This is a genomic window from Gordonia sp. SCSIO 19800 (assembly GCF_018132775.1).
Classification (GTDB): Bacteria; Actinomycetota; Actinomycetes; order Mycobacteriales; family Mycobacteriaceae; genus Gordonia; species Gordonia hongkongensis.
Genome location: NZ_JAGRQM010000004.1, coordinates 290,933 through 310,651 on the forward strand (window position 1 = coordinate 290,933; position 19,719 = coordinate 310,651).

Below are 19,719 nucleotides of genomic sequence, written 5' to 3' on the forward strand. Positions count from 1 at the left end.
GCTCCTCGACGTGGTCGGTGTGGGTGTGCCCGCCGAGTTCGCCGGAGACCCGCTCGTCGGTCATCTGCGCGACCTTCTGCTCGCCCCAGGTGAGCGCATCAGGGATCTCGTTCGACAGCACTACCCGCGGCATCCCTTGCGTGCAGAGTTCGGCCATGCGCTTCTGTAGCGTCTCGACGCCTCGGCGATGCTCCTCGGCCGTCAGGCACCCGTGCCGTCGGGCTGCGGCAAGTCGGGTGGCCTGACTGAGGAGCCATTGATGCCGGCCGGCGCGCGGCCCGTCGGTCTTCCAGCCCGTGATCATCGCGGGGGCATACCAGCACGCCTTGTCGGCCCACTGGTAGGTGCTGGGATCGACCGCCTCACCGATGATCTCGTCCTCGGGGAACGGGATTCCGTAGGCGTCGAGGACTTCGTCGATCTCGTTGAGCGTGAGCGGCCCGCCGGCGCCTCGAGTAGCAACGACGGGTACCGGCGTCGCCTTGTAGTTCGTCGTCCCGGGAATACGCAGGATGCGCGCGAGGTCGAAGACCGCATCGACGACGCCCGCGTCTCGCTTCTCGGAGAAGTTCTCGACCATCCGGCGCCACCGCTTGATCAGCGTCGCGGCGCGTGCGCGGTCCTCGTTGCTTGCGAAGACCGCGTCGTCGTCCTCGATGATCCAGAGCGGCTGAACGCCATGCCCGGACCAGATGAGAACGGCGGGAGGGGTGCCGAGGGCAGCGGCGAGGTCATCGATGATTGCCTGAGCCTGTGTCAGGGACGTGCAGGCGCCGGGCTTGACGTCGAAGTCGACCCACAGGCACGACAGTTTGGTGACGTCGTCAGAGGCGCCGCGGCGTCCTGGCGCGGGTCGCGTCACCGGGTTGACTCCGAACCACAAGTCGGCGTCTGAAACGCCCACCAAGCTGGCGGCGTCGGCTGATTCGGTAACGCTCGCGGTGAACTTTCCACCGACGGGCTGATGACATACCGCGGTGAAATCGTCGTGGCCGAGCATGGTCAGTAGCTCAGCGAAGTCGACTGTGCCGGGTGCGGGGCGCAACCCCGGCCCCGTAGCCACGGAGGCCACGGGGTCGGGGTTGACAGGGGAACTGGTCACCGCAGAACCTCGGTGCGGATTCCATGCTGAGGCATCTCGCCGGTCCAGCCCGGAAGATCCTCGATCGGCACATACTCTGCACCGACAAGGAAACCGAGGACCGCCCGAGTCTTCCCGGTGTCGTTGCGCTGCAACAAGATCACCTCGGCGGACTGGTGACCGCCGTCCACCAGTGGGGCATACGGCCCATAGCGGTCGTCGCGGCGCTCGATGCCGAAGGTCTGCCAGCTCACACCGTCTCCTTTCGATCGAGGCGAGCCGCCAGCCGCGCCCAGCCGCCACCGGCGGCCGTCATGCGCTGATAGGCGGTGTCGCCGAGGGTGGGCTTGTAGCCGCGGGATTCGTAGACCGCGATGAGGTAGCCGAGCCGGTCGAGTGAGGCGACTTGGCCGTCGACATGCGGGCGGCCGTCGATCCAGTCGCCGGCAGGCCGAGCGCGGGCGGCGTAAATCGGGTGCATGTCGAGGACGGTCACGACGCATCACCTCGCACGAGGGTCAGCACCGGAGCGGCGGTTCGCTGGTTTTCGATGCCGAGCATCGTTTCGAGCGTGACGGTGATTGCCGCGATTTCTTCGGTGCTCAGCATCTCGGCTTTGAGCGCGTCCAGTGCGTTGCAGCATCGGTCAATCCATTCGGTGCGGTTCATGCGACACGCTCCCGATCCGGCTGCCAGCAACCGTGCCGACGTGCCCGGCGCTCGAGACTCTTGAGGCGCACTCCAAGGCGTGTTGCAATGTCCGCGTTCGCGATTCCCTGCTCGCGAAGGAACTCGTAGTCCTCGACGAACTCCCGCCAACGTCGGCAGCCGGGGTAGCTCACGCGGCGGGGGATGGTGCCGGAGCATTCGAGCTCACGTCGGACGGCACGCACCGTCGCGGGTGCGGAGTGCACCTTCTTTGCGATCGCGGTGGTCGGTCGGCACGGATCGGCGACAAGCTCACGCCTGATGGCATCCTGACGGCGAGCCAAACCCTCTGCGCGCGTCATCAGCGCACCCCGATCTCGTCGATTTCGGCGGTGCTGGCTGCGACGTATGCGGAGACGAACCGCGCCGCGGCCGAGGAAACCATTGCGAGGTCGGCCAGTATGGCGATGCGACCGGGGTCATCGCTGCTGAATCCGACTTTGCCTTCGCCGATGGTGTCGCGGTTACCGTCGGGCAGAAAGATCGACACTTCCAACCCGGAGGAGTCGGCAGTGCCGTCCGGGTTGGTGTAGTCGAAGCGCTCCACGTTGGCGTAAACGCGTCCGCTGGTCAGCGTGGCGATCAGCTCGATTCCGCCGTCGCCCGCCGGCAGTGCGGCGTGGACCTGCTGGGCGCTGCGAACGTTCTCGGGGATCTCGACGTGGATGCCGAGGTCAGACGCCGCCCGGGCGACTGCCTGATGCTCGGTGTCGGTCTGATGAGTTAGAGTGGTTGTCATCGGATCTTTCCTTTGGTGAGGGTGGGTTTTCGATCGACCGGTCTGAGGTGGTGCTCGGGCCGGTCATTTTTTGTCTGCGTGTGCTCGCTCCGCGGTCACGCGGTGAGCTGCCGCTCGTCCTCTTGGGCCGGAATGTCCAGAGCTGCAAGGAGACCGGCTACTGGAACGATGTAGCGTCGTCCTGCTCGCAGCACCTTGACGGGGTAGTCCCCGGTCCTGGCCAGTTCGTAACCGGTGAATCGGTTGAGTCCCAAGATGCTGTTGGCGGTCTCGAGGTCCGTTCGCACTCCGAGAGCCCGAACCTCACCCGGTGACCACACGTGCTGCATGGCGTCCTCCTGATTTGTATGTATCAATCGAGCAGTCATTTGCTCGATGTGGTCCAATCTAGGCCAATGCAGCTTAGTGAGCAAGCATCTGCTATTTTGATCTGTATGGAGCAGCATGACTGGCCGAAGGCGACTACCGCTCAAGTGGGTCGCGGCATACGGGCTCTTCGGACGAGCGACAGGCGGAAGATGTCGGCCCAGGAGCTGTCGGATCGGACGGCCGAGCTAGGAATGCGCGTCTCGCGCCCTCGCATCGCCGCCCTTGAAGGCGGCAAGCGCGGTGGGGACATCAGCGTTCCGGAGCTGCTCGTGCTTGCCCGGGCGCTCGGCGTGCCACCCCTGGGGTTGCTGTACCCCGGAATCCCAGGAGAGTTTGTCGAACCCTTGCCAGAATCGGACGGCGTTCCCTCGATGACCACGTCTATTGCTGCGGCGCTGTGGTTCTCGGGCGAGCGACCGCTTGAGGTTCTCGTGACCGACCCCGATGGCAACCGGGCGCTCACTCACTGGGGCATTGACTACGAGGATTACGAGGAGGGCGGCCGTCCGCTCAGGCTCGGGCGTCGCGAACGGCGCGTGCTCGATTTCATCGAACGGGCAGAGGCGCAACTCGCAGGAATCCGCCGCGGTGGCGAGCAGGATCAGCTCCTCCGGGATCGACTCGAGGAAGAGATCCGCGGGCTCGAGCAGGAGTTGGAGGAAGTCCGCCGAGACCAGAGAGGCGCCGGACTTACGCCAGCGCCTCTGGATACCCGCCGCGCACACATCGAACGCGAGGTCGGCTAGCCATGCGCGGCAGCATCAAGAAGTCAGACACCTCTTGGTATTACGTCGTCGACCTCGGGCGAGACCCGGCCACCGGGAAGCGCCGACAGGAACGCAAGCGCGGCTTCCGGACGAAGCGAGAGGCCCAGGAGGCGCTCGACGAACGCCTGGCAGAGGTACGCACGGGCGAGGTCGTCGTCGACCGCCGGCTGACTGTGGCGGCCTACCTCGAGCAATGGATCGAGGCCAAGCGGATGGCCGGCGTTCGGCCCACGACGCTGCACAGCTACCAGCGCCACGTCGACCTATACTTCGTTCCCCACTTCGGCCACGTTCGCTTGAGAGACCTCCGCGGCGCGCACATCGAAGCGATGCTCACCGCAATCGCAAAGCCGCCGGTGAAGCCGGCCAAGGATGCAAAGCTGGCGAAGGGGCAACGTCGCAACCCGAAGCAGTTGGGCCCGGCGTCAATTCAGCGCATCCATGCCACCCTGCGCTCGGCACTGGGATCGGCGAAGAAGCAGCGCCTCATCTCGTTCAACCCGGCCGTCGATGTCGAGCTGCCGCGCGTGCCGAGGCCGAAGGTCAACCCGTGGGAACCCGAAGAGCTTGGGCAGTTCCTCGCACACGCGCAGCCCGATCGGCTGGGCGCCCTGTTCGAGACCATCGCCATGACCGGCCTGCGGCGCGGCGAGGCGCTTGGCCTGCGGTGGCCGGACGTCAACTTCGAGCGCAAGGTGCTAGTCGTGCGCCAGCAACTCGTTGAGGTGGACGGCACCGGTGTTGCCTGCCCGTACTGCGGCGAGGAGCATCGACAGATCCAGTTCGGTGCACCCAAGACGTCGAGTGGCGAAGCGCGCGTCATCGACCTCGACCCCGACACTCTCGGCACACTCATGGCTCACCGGCTCAATCAGGAGGCGGAGCAGGCGCAGTGGGGGAGTGCCTACAACGACCATCAGCTCGTGTTCGCTCGTGAGGACGGCGCACCGCTCGTGCCGGGCAAGGTGACCGAGCGGTTCCATCAGCTGTGCGAGAGCGCCGGCGTGCGTCGGGTGCGACTGCATGACCTCAGGCACCTTCAGGCCTCACTACTGCTCGCGTCAGGAGCGCCGATGGTGCTCGTGTCGAAGCGGCTGGGGCACTCGTCGCTGTCAATCACGAGCGACATCTACACCCATCTCATCGGTGGCATCGGAGCCGAGGCCGCAGCCGCCGCGGCCGGACTGGTGCCGCGGACCAAGCGCGCGCAGCCGATCGGTGACCAGCGTGACCACGAAAGTGTTTCGCAAGACGAAGGTGACCAATCGGTGACCGCGTCCGTCCGCAGAGACGACGAAAGCGATCCGCTCGAGAGCGAATCGCCTGGTCAAGATGGAGCCGCCCAGGGGAATCGAACCCCTGACCTATTCATTACGAGTGAATTGCTCTACCGACTGAGCTAGGGCGGCGTGCTACGCGAGGCAGCGCAGACGAGTCTAGCGAGGGTCGGGGATCGAACAAAACTCGGGTCGTCGAAGCCAGAGGGCCCAGGTCAACCCGGGAAGTCGGAACCGCAGACGACCGGCACCCGACGCTGCGGATCGAGCGCGTTGCGGACGAGCGCAGCGACGGTCGGGGAGTACGCCATCCCGACGTGACCGATCTTCGACGCCGGGCACACGTCCTGGATCACCGTGTTGGTGATGTCGGGGCCGGGCGGCATCAAGGTCACGGTGTACGGCGTCGAGATCTCGTCGAATCGCGTCGCGAGGTTCACGTATCGGATCGAGCGATGCGTCGGACCCCAGTAGCTCTGACCGGGGGCACGGGCGGGTAACCGGTCGGTGATCGAGCCGACCCGTGAGTATCCGCGGTTCGACGCGGACAGCCCGACGATCGTGCCCACCTGTTCGGCGCGTCCGGGCAATTGGGTGACGAGCTGTGCGATCGCGCCCCCCTGACTGTGGCCGACGACATCGACTTTCTGGGCGCCGGTGGCAGCCAGAACCCGCCCGACGAAGGCCGACACCACACGGGCGGACTGCTCCTTGTTGCCCAGGCCACCGGTGTTGCCGCTCCAGCTCGTCTGGCCGTAGGTCAGGCTGAACACGCAGTACCCCGCGTTGGCCAGGGTCGGCGCGAGATACGCCCAGTTCGCGCTCTGGTTCATGGCAGTCGCGTGCAGCAGCACGACCGGATTGCGTCCGTCGCGGTCGCGACAGGCGAAGCGGTTGGCGCCGGCGGGCGACTCGGTTGCCGGGCTGAGATATCGAGAGGCGATGGCGGTCGGCGCATCCGTGATCACCGGGAACGGCGCGGCGTTCGCGGTGCCGGCCACGAGGCACAGACCTGCGGCGGCGAGCGCGAGCACAGCCGCCGTGACTCCGGATCGGATGCTGTTCATGGTCGGATTGTCGCCGACGACGCGGCGACGCGACCCGCGATTGCCGGAACGCCGGGCGGTCTAGGAGAGTACCTCGGCCAGTTGCGTCAGACGAACACTGTTCCCCGACGGGTCGCGGAAACCCGCGTCGATGCCGTACGGCCGTTCCTCGGGTGTCTCGGTGAACTCGGCGCTGGCGATGCGAATCATGTTGTCTTCCTTCGCTTGAGGGATGTTGCGGTGTGAGATCAACGTAGGTCGCTGCGGCCGTCGAGGTCTTCTCCCCGTGTGCTGTCCTCACCTGGTCCGTCGCGTGATGCTTCACTTCCCGGGGATTGCGCGGTCCGGCTCGTCGGAGCCGGGCGCGAGTAGACGCGCAGAACGCACGCCGGTATCCGTGCGTACATGGAGGCGGGCAGGAACGAATCCCGATATGCCGTCGGCGTCTTGCCGAATGCGCGAGTGAAGCTCGTGGTGAACGAACCGACACTGGAAAGACCCACCGCCATGCAGATGTCGGCGACGGTACGGTCCGTCGTTCGCAGCATGGCCGCTGCCCGTTCCAGTCGTCGAGTCTGCAGATACGCGTGTGGCGACTGTCCGTATGCGGCTGCGAAGGCCCGCGAGAAGTGGGCGCGGGACAGTTTCGCCGCGGCGGCCATGTCGTCGACCGTCAGCGGCTCGGCGAATCGCACGTCCGCGAGATCTTTGGCGCGCAGCAGGTGACGGGCCGGGTGTGCGCTGGGCATGAACCGATGATGCCCACGTCGACATGTCGCCGTCGGATGTTCGGTGACCTCAGTCGCGGTCGCGACGCCGGAACTCGACGCCGCGTGGCGACAGTTCGTACCCGACGACGAGGCTGTCGGTCAGCCCGAGCCTCTTGAGCTTGGTGATGTCCTGCTTCAATCCTGCTCGGTCCCTGCCGAGTTCAGCCGCGAGGTCGGTCGACACCACGCCCGGGCGGCGCGCGATGAGGTCGAGGGTTTCTCGGGCCCACGGCCCGATCTTGGACCGGGAGTCCATCCGGTCGAGGCGGGTTCGGATCTCGTCCACGTCCGCGTCCGCGAGATCATCGTCGGCGCGCAGGGCGATCCGTGGGTCCTCGCCGATGCACTGCAGTCCGATGCGGTAGGTCGGATTGTGGACGTTGACGCAGAGGGCGGCCCGGACGGCGTCGGCATCGTCGTATCCTGCGCGCCGCGCCTCGTCGCGCGTGATCCGTTCGGGGTCGACGCGTTCGAGCGACGTCACCTCGATGACGTGAGTCAGCGCGATGAAGCTCGAGCCGGGATGAATGCGCGGATGACCCCATCGCCGGAAGGCGAGGTCGACGGTTCCGTCCGCGACCCCGCGGGCGACTGCGGCCGTGAGAAGCACACTCGCGACCCTAGTCAGCGCGACATCTGTGTGCATGAATTCGCAGCGCAGGATCGCCTGTCACCCCTGTGGATGACAGCTGAGAAGGTCCTGAGAGCTGTTGTAGGGTGTCCCGAGGTCAGCGACGGCAAATGCCGACGTCATCGGGGGACCCCCTGCGTCGTGCCGTCGTTGAGCGCAACTTCACGACGAAATGATCACCGGCCGGGGGGAGGGATCTTGGTGCCGCCGCGCGCTTCCGCACTGTGGTTCCCCGACGTCCCGCCGTCGCCCGCTTCCGACGCGACGCCAGCCGCCGATCTCGCCGCTCACCTGGCCCGATACCGCTCCGTCGGCCCAGCTCAGGTGGCCTCGCAACCGTCCGCGGTGGCCGTTCTCGAGCGCCCAGTTCCACAGCACGAGGAGCCGATTCGGCCGTCGGTCGCCGCGCCGCAGGTCGTCGCGCCGCGCCCGGCGTCGGAGCTCGATGCGTTCCTGGCAGAGGCGGAGAAGTCGGTCCGTGCGAAGCGAAAGAGCGGATCGGCTTCGCGCAGCGAGAAGCGCGCGCGTATCGGTTCACCACTGCGAATCGCAGGTGCGGCAGCAGCGATTCTTGTGATTGTCGCCACAGCCATGGGTGTGGTCCTGACGCGCGGCGGCGAGCCCGAATCGACGACGGCATCGACGTCCACCGCTGACGCCTCCGATTCGTTGTTGCCGTCCACGTCCGCTGTGGCGAGCGAGCCCGCCTGTACGCAGCGCCCGGTGGGATCGGGGACGACGGTGTCCGACGGCGACGATGCCGGTAATCAAGAGTCCGGCGCCGGTGCGATCCGCGCCTTCAACCACGCCTACTACGTTCTGCGCTCGGCGAGGGCGGCACGGGCGGTCGCGGCGCCGGGCGCGGTGGCCTCCGAGTACGTGATGCAGCAGTACATCAACCAGCGTCCACTCGGTACCCGGCACTGTCTGACGGTCGCCGAGCGCGGACCGGGCGAGTACTCGGTGGTGCTCACCGAACTGCAGCCCGACGCGGCGCCTATCACCTACCGCCAGGTCATCCGCACGACGACCATCGGCGGCAAGTCCTACATCCAGTCCATCCGATCGGTTGAGTGAGATCTCGCCCGCCGTGGGCGCACCAGAGAGGTAGTCGAGTAATGAGTCATAGTCGGGGTCGGCATCGGAAGCGTCGGGTGCCGAGTGGTCCATTGCTGTCGGTGACGTCGGCGGTGGTCGCGGTGTCGATCACTGCGGGCGCGGGGGCGGCGTTTGCGGTGCCGGAGCAGGGTGGGACGAGTCCGGGCGACACGGCTCCGGGGCAGGGTGGCACGAGTCCGAGTGATGTGTCGCCGGATGGTGGTGCCGGTGCTGAGGCGACGGTCGAGCCGGTGGTGGTTCCGGGGCCGGGCAGTATTCCGGGGCCGCCGGTGGAGGCGCCGTATCAGGCGTACACCGCGCCTGGGTCGTATTCGTATGACGAGCCCTACACGCCGTTGATCAACAATCGGGTGGCTCCGCGGGTTGCTCCGCCGGTTCGGCCGATCGCGCCGCCGCCGGAGAAGATCCGTGTGGGCAACTTCGTCACCGACATTCCGGAGGGGATGTCGAAGCGTGATGTGAACTCGATCAATGCGTGGTCGGCGTATGGCGAGGCGAAGATTGCGCAGGGTTTGATCTCTGCTGGTGTTCCTGAGGACGAGGCGACTCGTCGTGCTGCCGCCACGATCATCGGCGTCATGGCCGGCGGCACGGCTGGTGCTGTCGCGCTTGGTATTCCGTCGGCGGTTGTGGGGGCGGGGGTTGGTGCGATCGTAGGCGGTGTGGTCGGTGGCTCCATTGGGTCCATACCGGTGCCGCCGTTCTGGGGTACGCCTGGTCCGCTTGGAGCGGCTATCGGAGCCGGGGCAGGAGCCGCGATTGGCGGTATCGGCGCGGGCGCTGCCGGGGCTGCGGTCGGGTTCGCGATCGCCGGGACGGCTGGCGGAGCACTCGCATACGCGCTGGGAGCGGGTGATCCCGGCGCGAACCCCAGCGAGCCGTGGCGTCCGAATGGCCCGCGTCACGCGCTTCCGGAGGCAGAAGGGCAAAATCAGTTCGAGTTTCATTTATCGGCAGATCATGCACGCCGCTCGGGATTGCCTGCGGTGGACTACGTGGTGAACCATCGTGGCGACGTTGACGCGAAGATCGGAGCTACAACCTTCAAATGGTCCGGGGCTCAGGCCAGATCGCCGTATTCCGTGCTCGGTCCCCACGTTGAGAAGTCGGTTCGTGATTGGACTCGCGCACAATCTGACAGCCTGCAGAACGCATTGCCCGGGAGTGACGTGCTGTGGCCGGCCGAGGGCGGCCACTCTGCGGCCGTGAATCACTGAGACGTGGAGCTCTGTAGAAAATGAAACGCTCGCTGTGCCTAGCGGTCGCCCTCATCGTGGCGTCCGCGGGTCTGATCGTCGGAGCTGGGCAAAGCGATGCTGCACCACAGTTGCCACGCATAGGTATTACCGGCGACACCATGGGAACCTTTGGCGATCATTCCTACTGCAGAGGGGTCCTGCATGTGGGCTTGACCGCAGCTCCATCCAAGCGCGGGGTCGTTCGGGTCACCCTCACGTCTTCTGGCTTCATAGGAAACGGTCCGAGCTGGAAGCGGAAGCCGGTGTGCAAGCTTCTGATCGGCACAGTGCATACGAGCGTTGAGGCGTATGCCAAATGGAACTTCTTCAACGCCGATTTTGGTCCTAGGCGTGGGCAGAAGGTGGTTCAGGACGTCAGGACTGGGTCTGGAGTGGTCGAGTTTCTGGTGTCTACGTATGCCCGTAACAACCCGATTCGTCTGAGGCAGTCGGTGGGTGTGTCGTACCACATGTTGGTTTCTTAGGCACTCGGCTTCTCGAGGTCTATAGGTGTGCGTGTCAATGAGCGGGTATGCCGAAATCTTGCTCTCAGCCGTTGTGGGAGTCGGCAAGCAGTCTGGCGACCGTGGCGGTCGCTGTTCTGCAGCGATTCGCGCGCACCCTTCGACATGCGCAGGGGCAAGTCCCTCGCCATGTGGAGGTCCGGGTCCTGTCTTTCGGAAAATAGGGAGGAATGGAATGAAGAAGTTCATGGTAGCGGTGGCGGCCTCCGCGATCGCGGTGGTTACGAGCGTCGTGGGAGTCGGACAAGCCTCTGCGGCTCCGATCCCGCAACTGCAGACGTCTGGAAGTAGCTTCGGTACCTTCGGTGATCACTCATTCTGCCGAGGGGTCGTAGATGTGAAGGCAGACGCACCGCCGAACAAGCGAGGGGTCGTCCGACTGACTGCGATTTCGCGCGGGTTTTCGGGTAACGGAGCGACTTGGAAGCGGAACCCCAGATGCCGCGTGCTGTTTGGTACGGCCTATACGAGCGTCAGAGGTTTGAGTCTGGAAAAGTGGGCGACAGCATCATTCGGTCCCCGACCCGGTGATAAGAAGGTCTGGGAGGTTCCGACCGGTTCGGGACCTGCGTCGATCGGCATCACAACATACTCGGCCAATAGCCCTGTGCGTGTTCAGCAGGGATACGGCACCGGGATGTACGTGCTTGTTCCCTGAGTTAGAGCTCGCAGCGAAACCGTAGGTGCCCCCCGAAATGGGAGCGATGACACTCGCTGGTCGTGGATGTGGTCGCTCGTGTCGGTATCTGGTCGATTGGGTACGGCGCCTACCTTCTGGTTCCATGAGGATAGATGACTGCACCAACCCCACGCGACGGCGACCCGCAGGCCTGGGCCGAGCGGGCCGTCGTCGTGTGCGGGACAGCGGGGGGTGTTGGCGCGTCGGTTGTTTCGGCCCTGCTCGCGGAGCATCGGGCGTCGTCGACGCTCGGGCTGCTCTCGTGGTGGGTGGACGCGTCGGGCAACGACTGCGACATCGAGCTGCGGCTCCGCGGGTCGGGTAACCCCGAACTGTTGCGCACGGCGTCGGGCACGGGTCTGTGGCTTCCGCCCGAGGAGGCGACGGTGACCGACGCCGTCGTCGAGACGTGGCGGCAGGGTGCGGTTCCCGTCGTCGACGCCGGTGCGCATCCGCTCACGCTGCTGCCCGAACTCGCCGAAGACGACCTCCCGAACCTCACTCCGGTACTCGTCATCGCGGCGCGACCCGACCTACTCAACCGCGCCCGGGTCGTCTTCACCGAATGGGACCGGGCCGGGGTGCTGGAGAAGACGATCGTCGTCATCTCCGCGCAACTACCGGCCACCCATCAGGACGGACTCGCCGACATGCTGGTCAGTGTGGTGTCCGGTGCGGTCGGCGGAGTGATCGGGCTCGACTACGACCCGGTCATCGGCGCCGGCACCGCCCTGGACCAGGAGGCGCGCCGTGGGTTCCTGCCGGCGACGCTCCAGGCGATCGCGACACTGGCGGCGGCGACCACCAACAGGCACTGAGGCGCGCCCCCTTTCGCAATCCACCGGAACGGGGCAGCATGGGGCGACATGACCGGGTCCACTCGCTCGCCGCTCACCACCGCCGAGGCCGCCGAGATGGTCGCCGATCCCTGGCGTGTCATCGCCGACAGACTCGCCGCCGCCTACAACACCGGATCGATGGTGCGGGGCGGCGAGTTCGTCGCCAAGATCATCGACGCCGCCGAAGAGGCGAACCACCACCCCGACATCGATCTGCGTTACGGCACGGTGCATCTCGTGCTCACCACGCACAGCGCGCACCAACTCACGGAAGCCGATGTCGCCCTGGCGAACCGGATCACCGGCATCGCCGCCGACCTCGGCCTCGAGCCGGTGTCCGCGCCCGTCACCCAGTTCAACCTCGCCATCGATGCCCTCGACATCCCGGCCATCAGGCCTTTCTGGAAGGCCGTCCTGGGCTACGGCGACGCGGCCGATCGCGAACCCGTCGACCTCGTCGATCCGGCCGGGCGCCTACCCAGCGTCTGGTTCCAGCAGATGGACGAACCTCGCCCCCAGCGGAGCAGGATGCACGTCGACCTGTGGATCCCGACCGACGAACTTCACGAGCGCCTGCAGTCGGCCATCACCGCCGGCGGCCAACTCCTCACCGACGAGTACGCCCCGGCCTTCTGGGTTCTCGCCGACGCCGAGGGCAACGAGGTGTGCCTGTGCACCTGGCAGGACCAGAACTACTGATCAACCGAGGGGTGGTGACCCCTCAACCCATCGAGAACCGCGACTGAAAACCACCCTCCCAGAGGCGAGCCGGCGAATATAGCCGACGGTCGCTCCCGGAGGGTGGTTTTCAGTCGCGGGTGGGCAAAGCGCCTAGGAGCAGTGCCCCTCGGCGCGGGCGACGTCGGCGACGGCGGCCGCCACTGCCGGGGCGACCCGGTCGTCGAGCGGGCTGGGCACGATGCGGTCGGCGCGCAAGTCATCGGCGACGACCGAGAAAATGGCTTCGGCCGCAGCGATTTTCATGCCCTCGCTGATGCGTCGTGCACCGGCGTCGAGCGCACCCTTGAAGACGCCGGGGAAGGCGAGCACGTTGTTGATCTGGTTCGGGAAGTCGCTGCGCCCGGTCGCGACGATCGCCGCGTACTTCGCGGCGGCCTCCGGATGGATCTCCGGGTCGGGGTTCGACAGGGCGAAGACGATCGAATCGTCGTTCATCGACGCGATGAGCTCTTCGGGGATCAGACCTGCCGACACACCGATGAAGACGTCGGCGCCGGCGAGCGCCTCGACCGCGCCACCGGTCAGCCCGCGCGGGTTGGTGCGCGACGCCAGTTCGCTCTTCGACTCGTTCAGGCCGTCACGTCCCGCAGACACGATGCCCTTGGAATCCAACACGACGACATCGGAGATGCCCACTGCCAGAAGGATGTTCGCGCACGCGACACCCGCGGCGCCAGCGCCGGAGATCACGACCTTCAGGCCGGCGAGATCGCGGCCGAGGTGGGTCGTCGCGCCCTTGAGGGCGGCGAGGACGACGATCGCGGTGCCGTGCTGGTCGTCGTGCATGACCGGGCAGTCGAGGGCCTCGATGACGCGGCGCTCGATCTCGAAGCAGCGCGGCGCGGAGATGTCCTCGAGGTTCACGGCGCCGAAGCTCGGGCGGAGTCGGATGAGGGTCTCGACGATCTCGTCGGGATCCTGGGTGTCGAGAACGATGGGGATCGAGTTGAGTCCGGCGAAGCTGCGGAACAGTGCGGACTTGCCCTCCATGACCGGCAGCGAGGCGCGGGGACCGATGTCGCCGAGTCCGAGGACCGCCGAGCCGTCGCTCACCACGGCGACCAGGCGATCGGTCCAGGTGTACTTGTTCACCAGGGTGGCATCGGTGTCGATCGCACGCGACACCTGGGCCACACCCGGGGTGTAGGCGATCGACAGGTCGCGCTGGGTGTCGATGGGTGCGCGCAGCTCCACCGAGAGCTTGCCGCCGACGTGGGCCAAGAAGATCTCTTCGTCGGTGATGGGGTGGTCGGCGATCGTGGGTTCGGTGTAGGGGGTCTCACCCATACGTGTGTCCTCCGTGCTCGTCACGGGTCCTCCTGAAAAGCCGCGAAAATGCGGGTTGCATCGTCTCGCCGGCCACGCTGCCCGCGAGCTAGAAGTGATCCGCATCGACGCGAGCAGGTGAGCTCAGCGGACGCGGGCCGGGCTCGTGTGAGCGGGGTGACGCTCGTTACGGCCGGATTAAGTGTCTCACCGTCTGGGATCGTTCCGGAAGGTGGGTCGGCCCAGGTGAAGTGTCCAATGATCATTGATAAGGTACAACTTGTGTCTATGTTGCATGCGACCTCCGAATCCGCTGCTGAGCGGGTATATGTCGAGGTCAAAGAGCAAATTCTCACAAACGCGATCGCCGGCGGTGAGCTGATCAGCGAGGGTGAGATCGCCGCGAAGTGCTCGGTGAGCCGTACTCCGGTGCGCGAGGCGTTCCTGCGGTTGGAGACCGAAGGCTGGATGCGTCTCTACCCGAAACGGGGAGCCCTCGTGGTCCCTATCGGTGAGCGCGAGATCCGCGACGTCGTGGACGCACGCCTGCTCCTCGAACGGCACGCGGTGCGTGCGGTCGTCGGTCGGCCGGGCGCGGTGGCCGGACTCGTGCGGAGTCTGCGCGCCAACCTCGACGCCCATCGTCGGTCCGACGCCTCGGACATCCGGGAGTTCTCCCGCATCGACGCCGAGTTCCATCAGCTCATCGCCGCCGCCGGCGACAACGCATTGCTGTCCGGCTTCTACACCACGCTCGGGGAGCGGCATCGACGGATGACGACGGCGTCGGTGCACCGGGACGCGAGTGTCGCGGCCCGAATCCTCGACGACCACCGCGCGCTCCTCGACGCGATCGAGTCCGCCGACGCCGAACGTTTCGACACCCTGCTCGCCGGCCACCTCGTCGCGGTTCACGATCTACCCGGGCACGACCTCCCCGGGGCACCGGCATGAGCGCCGACCGCGCGCGCTTCGGATGGCCCGCCGTCGCGCTCGCCGTGTTCGCCACCGCGTGGGGCGGCAACGAATTCACGCCGCTGCTGGTCATGTACCGGCAGATCACCGACATGTCGCCGGTCGTCGTCGACGCGTTGCTCTTCGCCTACGTCCTGGGCATCGTGCCCGCCCTGCTGATCGGCGGCCCGTTGTCGGATCGGCTGGGCCGACGGCCACTCATGCTGCCCGCCCCGCTGTTCGCGGCGGTCGGCTCGGGACTGCTGGCCGCGGGCTCGGAGTCGGTGGCACTGCTGACCGCCGGGCGGGTGTGCAGCGGCATCGCGCTGGGTCTCTCGATGGCCGTGGGGGGGAGCTGGATCAAGGAACTCTCCGACCGCGACGGTGCGCGGACGGGTGCCGGCGCCGGTCGCGCGGCCATGAGTCTCACGGCCGGCTTCGGCGTCGGCGCCGGGGTGGCCGGGGTGCTCGCGCAGTGGGGGCCGTGGCCGCATGTGCTGCCGTACCTGATCAACATCGCCATCGCGGTCGTCGCGGCGAACCTGATCGTGCTGGTGCCGGAGACGCGTCCCAGACAAGACTCGCCGGGGCGTCTGCGTGACGACCTGCGCATCCCGTCCGCGGGCCATCGTCGTTTCCTGTTCGTCGTGCTGCCACTGGCGCCCTGGGTTTTCGGTGCCGCCGCATCGGGTTACGCGATCGTCCCCGCCCTCATGTCCGCCCGCACCGCGGGAGCGCCGATCGCGTTCGCCGGCCTGTGCTGCGTCCTCGGCCTGTCCGCCGGTTTCGGCATCCAGTCGTTGGGTCGGCGGATCAACCGGCCGGGGAGTCTCCGCGGTGTCGTCGTCGCCTTCGTGGTGCTCGTGGCCGGAATGGTCCTCGCGGCCGTGGCGGCACACGTGCTGACCGTATGGGTCGCGCTCCTGGCGTCGACGCTGCTCGGCTGCGGATACGGCATGGCGATGATCGTCGGCCTGCTGGAGGTGCAGCGCATCGCCGGACCCGACGACCTCGCCGGGCTCACGGCCGTGTTCTACGGCGTGACCTACCTCGGCTTCGGGGTTCCGGCGGTTCTGGCCTGGATCTCGGAGAGCTGGCCGGCGATCACCTACCCGGTCATGTTCGGCTTCGGCGCCGTCGCCGCAATGATGAGCCTGATCGTCGCTCTCCTCGGACATCGTCGCCACGGTGCGCCCGTCGTAGAACCCGGTACCGCCGCGATGGCGGGCTCGGCCGGCGGGGCCGCCCGCACACGGTGACGCGTCGTCGATCGACCACCCGGTAACCTGCTGAGAGTTTGATCAGGCACCGCAGTGACACCGCGGTGCGACGGGGAGTGCAGCGGGTGAGTGTGGAAAGGCGCAGACGATGATGCTCGGAGCATGGGTCGTCGTCGTGACCGCGCTCGTGCTCATCCTGCCCGGCGCGTTCGTCGGCCGACGGATGAACCTCCCGTGGCCGGTCGCGCTGGCCGCCGGTCCGCCCATCACGTTCGCCCTGGTCTCGATCCTGACGGTGCTGTACTCCGTCGTCGGCTTCGAGTGGAATGCCGTCTCGGCCCTGGTGGGTCTGGTCTTCGCGGTCGGCGGTGCCTGGGTCTACTCGGCGCTGCTGCTCACCCGCTGGGGCCAGCGGCTGGCGCCGGTACCCGACGCCGACGGCGAATCCCGCGTGGGACGGACCGCGATGGTGCGGGTCGCCGCCGGGCTCGGACTCGGTGGACTCGTCATCGCCGTCACCTGCATCCGGCCGATCGCGACGACGGCATTCGCCGGTCTCGGCAACATCTCGCAGGTGTGGGATTCGTTGTGGCACGCCAGTTCGCTGCGCTGGATCCACGAGACGGGCGTCGGTTCGGCCATGCGGATGGGCGAGCTGATGAACTACGACACCCAGGGGTTCAATTACTACCCGAACACCTGGCATGCGCTGGGTGCGTTGCTGTTCCCGCTGACCGGTGCCGACCCGGTCGAGCTCTACAACACGTATTCGCCCGCAGTGCTGGCGATCACCGTCCCGCTCGGTGTCGCGTCGCTGGCCTACTGGTTCGCGCGGCACCGCTACGACGTCGACTCGTCGGCTCTCATCGCCGGTACCGCGGGTGCGCTGAGCGCGCTGTTCCCGTCCCTGCCCTACGTCGAGGTCCAGCTGACCTCGGTGCCGAACGCGGTCGGCGTGAGCCTGGCGCCGGTCGCCGCCGTCCTCGTGATGAGCGTGGTGTCGGACAGATCGCGTGTGCTGCCGGCCGCGCTGGCCGTGGCCGGTGTGACCGCCACCCACCCCTCCGGCCTGATCGTCGTCGGCGTGATCGTCGTCCTCTGGTGGCTGTGCGAGGGTCTGTGGCGTTCGGTCGCCGGTCGCCTGCGCGATCTCGCGACGCTGGCCGTCACGGCGGTGGTGACGCTGGTGCTCATCGCACCGGTCGTCCTGGGCACCATCCGGGTCGCCGACACCAATGAACTCCCGTTCTTCGACTTCCGTGAGGAGACGATCGGGGTCCTCGACGGGCTCGTCAAGGGCGCGTTCAACGGGACGATCCCGCTCGAGCTCGACCACTTCCCGGTGTGGCCGCTGATCGTCGTCACCCTGCTCGGGCTGATCGCGCTCGTATGGCTGCGATGCTGGGCCGGCCTGGTCGCATGGTTCGTGTTCGCCCTGGTGACCGCCAACGCGATGGTGTCCCTGGGGCCGCTGTCGTACCCGCTCGGGGCGATCGGCGGCTACTTCTACAACTCACCCCACCGGCTCACGTTCGTGGTCGCGATCCTCTCGGCCGCGGCGGCCGGCGTCGCGATCGGGGTTCTCGCGCTCGGCGTCGCGGGTCTGGTCCGACGGCGCGTGGCATCGGACCCGACCGACGGTCAGGAGAAGGCCGAGGCGACTTCGGGGAAGGCGCGCTGGGTGGTGGCCGCGACGTACGTGGTGTTGCTGGGTCTGATCGCCGGCGCCGCCGTCGTGCGTTATCCGCCGAACGCGCAGATCGCGTCGAAGGAGCGGGGCGGCAAGTATGTCGGGCCCGACGATCTCGCCGCCTACGAGTGGCTCGCCGCGCAACCCGACGCCCAGGACGTACTCGTCCTCAACAACCTCGACCAGGGCACCGGCTGGCTGTACCCGGTCACCGGGGTCACCCCGATGTTCCCCTTCTACCGGGCCAACGAGTTCTCCGAGCGGCAGCGCGACCTGTTCTGGGGTGTGTCGGAGATCGGCGCCGACCCGGCCATCGACCAGATCGTGCGAGACATGAACGTGCACTACGTGATCGACTCGCCGCCGAGTTACTGGGAGTTCCAGCGCGGCATGCCCGACCCCGCCCGTGGTCACCAGGGCGACCCCTTCCTGGCGTTGCGTCAGAACGGCGCTCCCGGATTGACCGAGGTGTTCCGCCGCGGCGACGCGGTGGTCTACCGCGTCAACGACCTCGTCTACCCGCCGCCGCCCGCGCCCTGAGTGACTCCGCTCCTCAGTAACTGCGGCCCGGCGGCCGTCGTGGGCCACGAAAGACCAATCCTGGGCGACTGAACTCATGCTCCCTGAGGTGCGAGCGAAGCGAGCCACGAAGGGCTCAGCATCGTGTCTCACCAGGCCCTTCGTGGCTCGTCGCTATCGCTCCTCACACCTCAGGGAGCAATGGGGTCGCTTCTTTCGGATTTAGGGAGCAGTGGGGCCGCGTCTCGCACACGGAGCGGGGCGGCCATTCACCCCGTTCGACGCACGGGCACGGGCTAGCGTCGGGACATGCGGCCCTGGATGTGTGTGTTCTGCGCCAACGAGTTCCCGCCGGACGAGACGCCGCCCGCGATGTGCCCGATCTGCGACGACGACCGGCAGTGGCTTCCGGTCAGCGGTCCCAGCTGGACCCGGCTCGACGAGACCGCCGACAACGCGCTGACCGCCCACGAACTGGAGCCCGGTCTGACCGCGCTGTCGGTGCAGCCCTCCGTCGGGATCGGGCAGCGTGCCCTACTCGTAACGACTCCCGACGGGAACGTCCTCTGGGAACCGCCGGGTTTCCTCGGGCCGTCCCTCGTCAACTGGCTGGAGCATCACGGCGGGGTCGCCGCCATCGCCGCGAGTCATCCGCATCTGGTGGGCGCGAGCGTCTCGCTCAGTCATCGATTCGGTCGAGTTCCGGTGTACTACAACGACTCCGACCGGCGATGGGTCACCCGCCCCGACCCCGTCGTGCGCTTCTGGACGGACACCACCGAAGTCCTCGGCGGGGTCCGACTCGTCCAGTGCGGCGGTCATTTTCCCGGCAGCGCGGTACTACACCTCCCCGACGCCGCCGACGGCCGGGGTGCGGTGCTGACCGGCGACACCATCAAGGGCGTGATGCAGCCCGGCATGGTGACCTTCATGCGCAGCTATCCGAACATGATCCCGCTGTCACCGCGGCTCGTCCGCCAGATCGTCGATCGGGTGAACGAACTCCGGTTCGACCGGCTCTACGACGCGTTCGGTGTCGTCGTGGCCGAGAACGCCCGGGACGTGGTGGACAGTTCGGCGCGGCGCTACATCGGCTGGGTCACCGACTCGATCGTCGATCCCGACGATCCGCACGCGCCTGCCCGAGGGGAAACCGGTCAGGCGTCCGGATAGCCCTTCGGGTTGCCCGACTGCCAGCGCCAGGTGTCGGCGCACATGTCGTCGATGGTCTTGGCGGCGTGCCAGTTCAGGTCGTCGTTCGCCCGGGTCGGGTCGGCGTAGGACGCGGCGATGTCGCCGGCCCGCCGCGGGGCGACCTCGTAGGGGATTGGGCGCCCACTGGCCCTCTCGAACGCGTGCACGACCTCCAAGACCGAAACCCCTTGCCCCGTACCGAGATTCCAGGTCGACATGCCGGTCTCGCCGGTGCTGATGCGGTCGAGGGCCGCGACATGGCCGGCGGCCAGGTCGTCGACGTGGATGTAGTCGCGCACGCCGGTGCCGTCGGGGGTGTCGTAGTCGTCGCCGAAGACCGCCAGCTTC

The 19,719-nt window shown here is 67.1% G+C and carries 19 protein-coding genes, 1 tRNA gene and 2 pseudogenes; 10 read left to right on the forward strand and 12 right to left on the reverse strand.

Features of this window, described 5'->3' with window-relative positions:
- Positions 1–1,098 precede the first annotated feature (1,098 nt).
- From KB201_RS07170 to KB201_RS07190, 5 genes are all read right to left on the reverse strand, one after another.
- Entirely contained in the window at positions 1,099–1,335 is a 237-nt protein-coding gene (locus KB201_RS07170; RefSeq protein ID WP_211538720.1) for a hypothetical protein, read from the reverse strand.
- Positions 1,332–1,577, reverse strand: a complete 246-nt coding sequence (locus KB201_RS07175) for a hypothetical protein (protein WP_211538721.1) — start codon at positions 1,575–1,577, stop codon at positions 1,332–1,334. Before KB201_RS07175 ends, KB201_RS07170 begins: the two co-directional genes overlap by 4 nt.
- The gene (locus KB201_RS07180; protein ID WP_211538722.1) at positions 1,574–1,750 is read right to left on the reverse strand and encodes a hypothetical protein; all 177 of its coding nucleotides are present in this window, start codon (positions 1,748–1,750) and stop codon (positions 1,574–1,576) included. The genes KB201_RS07175 and KB201_RS07180 overlap by 4 nt, the downstream gene beginning before the upstream one ends.
- Positions 1,751–2,090: 340 nt before the next feature.
- Positions 2,091–2,528, reverse strand: a complete 438-nt coding sequence (locus KB201_RS07185; protein WP_211538723.1) for a hypothetical protein — start codon at positions 2,526–2,528, stop codon at positions 2,091–2,093.
- Positions 2,529–2,623: 95 nt separating this feature from the next.
- Positions 2,624–2,857: a DNA-binding protein gene (locus KB201_RS07190; RefSeq protein ID WP_211538724.1), complete on the reverse strand. Its 234-nt coding sequence runs from the start codon at positions 2,855–2,857 to the stop codon at positions 2,624–2,626.
- 189 nt (positions 2,858–3,046) lie between these two features.
- Here KB201_RS07190 and KB201_RS07195 point away from each other — a divergent pair, with 189 nt between their 5' ends.
- Positions 3,047–3,643 (forward strand): helix-turn-helix transcriptional regulator, encoded by a 597-nt coding sequence (locus KB201_RS07195; RefSeq protein ID WP_211538725.1) that lies wholly within the window; start codon positions 3,047–3,049, stop codon positions 3,641–3,643.
- 2 nt (positions 3,644–3,645) lie between these two features.
- Positions 3,646–4,746: pseudogene (locus tag KB201_RS07200) on the forward strand (Arm DNA-binding domain-containing protein); the annotation flags it as partial.
- Positions 4,747–4,997: 251 nt separating this feature from the next.
- On the opposite strand, the gene KB201_RS07205 reads toward KB201_RS07200, so the two are convergent.
- The 5 genes and pseudogenes from KB201_RS07205 to KB201_RS07225 form a co-directional block, all read right to left on the reverse strand.
- Positions 4,998–5,073: transfer RNA gene (locus KB201_RS07205), tRNA-Thr, on the reverse strand.
- Positions 5,074–5,156: 83 nt separating this feature from the next.
- On the reverse strand, positions 5,157–6,008 hold the full coding sequence (locus KB201_RS07210; RefSeq protein WP_211538726.1) for a triacylglycerol lipase: 852 nt from the start codon (positions 6,006–6,008) through the stop codon (positions 5,157–5,159).
- Between the two features lie 60 nt (positions 6,009–6,068).
- A pseudogene (locus KB201_RS07215) lies at positions 6,069–6,176 on the reverse strand (VOC family protein); the annotation flags it as partial.
- A 59-nt stretch (positions 6,177–6,235) separates the two neighbouring features.
- Positions 6,236–6,736 (reverse strand): helix-turn-helix domain-containing protein, encoded by a 501-nt coding sequence (locus tag KB201_RS07220; RefSeq protein WP_078111749.1) that lies wholly within the window; start codon positions 6,734–6,736, stop codon positions 6,236–6,238.
- Between the two features lie 49 nt (positions 6,737–6,785).
- A complete protein-coding gene (locus KB201_RS07225) occupies positions 6,786–7,367 on the reverse strand; it encodes a hypothetical protein (protein WP_058251113.1) in 582 nt (193 codons plus the stop codon).
- Between the two features lie 219 nt (positions 7,368–7,586).
- Here KB201_RS07225 and KB201_RS07230 point away from each other — a divergent pair, with 219 nt between their 5' ends.
- The 4 genes from KB201_RS07230 to KB201_RS07245 all read left to right on the forward strand — a co-directional run bounded on the left by KB201_RS07230 (position 7,587) and on the right by KB201_RS07245 (position 12,486).
- Positions 7,587–8,465, forward strand: coding sequence for a hypothetical protein (locus KB201_RS07230; RefSeq protein WP_058251114.1), 879 nt, complete (start codon positions 7,587–7,589; stop codon positions 8,463–8,465).
- A 41-nt stretch (positions 8,466–8,506) separates the two neighbouring features.
- A complete protein-coding gene (locus tag KB201_RS07235; protein ID WP_249145169.1) occupies positions 8,507–9,724 on the forward strand; it encodes a hypothetical protein in 1,218 nt (405 codons plus the stop codon).
- A gap of 1,337 nt (positions 9,725–11,061) precedes the next feature.
- A complete protein-coding gene (locus KB201_RS07240; protein WP_211538728.1) occupies positions 11,062–11,766 on the forward strand; it encodes a hypothetical protein in 705 nt (234 codons plus the stop codon).
- A 48-nt stretch (positions 11,767–11,814) separates the two neighbouring features.
- Positions 11,815–12,486, forward strand: a complete 672-nt coding sequence (locus tag KB201_RS07245) for a VOC family protein (protein ID WP_058251398.1) — start codon at positions 11,815–11,817, stop codon at positions 12,484–12,486.
- 132 nt (positions 12,487–12,618) lie between these two features.
- On the opposite strand, the gene KB201_RS07250 is transcribed toward KB201_RS07245, so the two are convergent.
- Positions 12,619–13,815 carry an NADP-dependent malic enzyme gene (locus KB201_RS07250; RefSeq protein ID WP_058251397.1) on the reverse strand — a complete coding sequence of 399 codons (1,197 nt, stop codon included), beginning with the start codon at positions 13,813–13,815 and terminating at the stop codon, positions 12,619–12,621.
- 267 nt (positions 13,816–14,082) lie between these two features.
- Between KB201_RS07250 and KB201_RS07255 the strand changes: the two genes are divergently transcribed.
- The 4 genes from KB201_RS07255 to KB201_RS07270 all read left to right on the forward strand — a co-directional run bounded on the left by KB201_RS07255 (position 14,083) and on the right by KB201_RS07270 (position 19,350).
- On the forward strand, positions 14,083–14,748 hold the full coding sequence (locus KB201_RS07255) for a GntR family transcriptional regulator (RefSeq protein WP_065630510.1): 666 nt from the start codon (positions 14,083–14,085) through the stop codon (positions 14,746–14,748).
- Complete coding sequence (locus KB201_RS07260) at positions 14,745–16,007, forward strand: MFS transporter (RefSeq protein ID WP_078111744.1); 1,263 nt, start codon at positions 14,745–14,747, stop codon at positions 16,005–16,007. The genes KB201_RS07255 and KB201_RS07260 overlap by 4 nt, the downstream gene beginning before the upstream one ends.
- 109 nt (positions 16,008–16,116) lie before the next feature.
- Complete coding sequence (locus KB201_RS07265) at positions 16,117–18,198, forward strand: DUF6541 family protein (protein ID WP_211538729.1); 2,082 nt, start codon at positions 16,117–16,119, stop codon at positions 18,196–18,198.
- A 288-nt stretch (positions 18,199–18,486) separates the two neighbouring features.
- Entirely contained in the window at positions 18,487–19,350 is an 864-nt protein-coding gene (locus KB201_RS07270; protein ID WP_211538730.1) for a hydrolase, read from the forward strand.
- Here KB201_RS07270 and KB201_RS24815 read toward each other — a convergent pair.
- Positions 19,335–19,719: GDP-mannose 4,6-dehydratase (locus KB201_RS24815; protein WP_249145171.1), on the reverse strand; the 385-nt coding region annotated here is incomplete at its 5' end. The two genes, KB201_RS07270 and KB201_RS24815, sit on opposite strands and share 16 nt — an antisense overlap.

Coding starts and splice junctions, on each gene's coding strand:
- KB201_RS07190 (WP_211538724.1), bottom strand. CDS start 2,857: ATGCAGCACGTGTGGTCACCGGGTGAGGTTCGGGCTCTCGGAGTGCGA.
- KB201_RS07235 (WP_249145169.1), top strand. CDS start 8,507: ATGAGTCATAGTCGGGGTCGGCATCGGAAGCGTCGGGTGCCGAGTGGT.
- KB201_RS07220 (WP_078111749.1), bottom strand. CDS start 6,736: ATGCCCAGCGCACACCCGGCCCGTCACCTGCTGCGCGCCAAAGATCTC.
- KB201_RS07265 (WP_211538729.1), top strand. CDS start 16,117: ATGATGCTCGGAGCATGGGTCGTCGTCGTGACCGCGCTCGTGCTCATC.
- KB201_RS07255 (WP_065630510.1), top strand. CDS start 14,083: ATGTTGCATGCGACCTCCGAATCCGCTGCTGAGCGGGTATATGTCGAG.
- KB201_RS07270 (WP_211538730.1), top strand. CDS start 18,487: ATGCGGCCCTGGATGTGTGTGTTCTGCGCCAACGAGTTCCCGCCGGAC.
- KB201_RS07210 (WP_211538726.1), bottom strand. CDS start 6,008: ATGAACAGCATCCGATCCGGAGTCACGGCGGCTGTGCTCGCGCTCGCC.
- KB201_RS07195 (WP_211538725.1), top strand. CDS start 3,047: ATGTCGGCCCAGGAGCTGTCGGATCGGACGGCCGAGCTAGGAATGCGC.
- KB201_RS07250 (WP_058251397.1), bottom strand. CDS start 13,815: ATGGGTGAGACCCCCTACACCGAACCCACGATCGCCGACCACCCCATC.
- KB201_RS07260 (WP_078111744.1), top strand. CDS start 14,745: ATGAGCGCCGACCGCGCGCGCTTCGGATGGCCCGCCGTCGCGCTCGCC.
- KB201_RS07240 (WP_211538728.1), top strand. CDS start 11,062: ATGACTGCACCAACCCCACGCGACGGCGACCCGCAGGCCTGGGCCGAG.
- KB201_RS07245 (WP_058251398.1), top strand. CDS start 11,815: ATGACCGGGTCCACTCGCTCGCCGCTCACCACCGCCGAGGCCGCCGAG.
- KB201_RS07180 (WP_211538722.1), bottom strand. CDS start 1,750: ATGAACCGCACCGAATGGATTGACCGATGCTGCAACGCACTGGACGCG.
- KB201_RS07185 (WP_211538723.1), bottom strand. CDS start 2,528: ATGACAACCACTCTAACTCATCAGACCGACACCGAGCATCAGGCAGTC.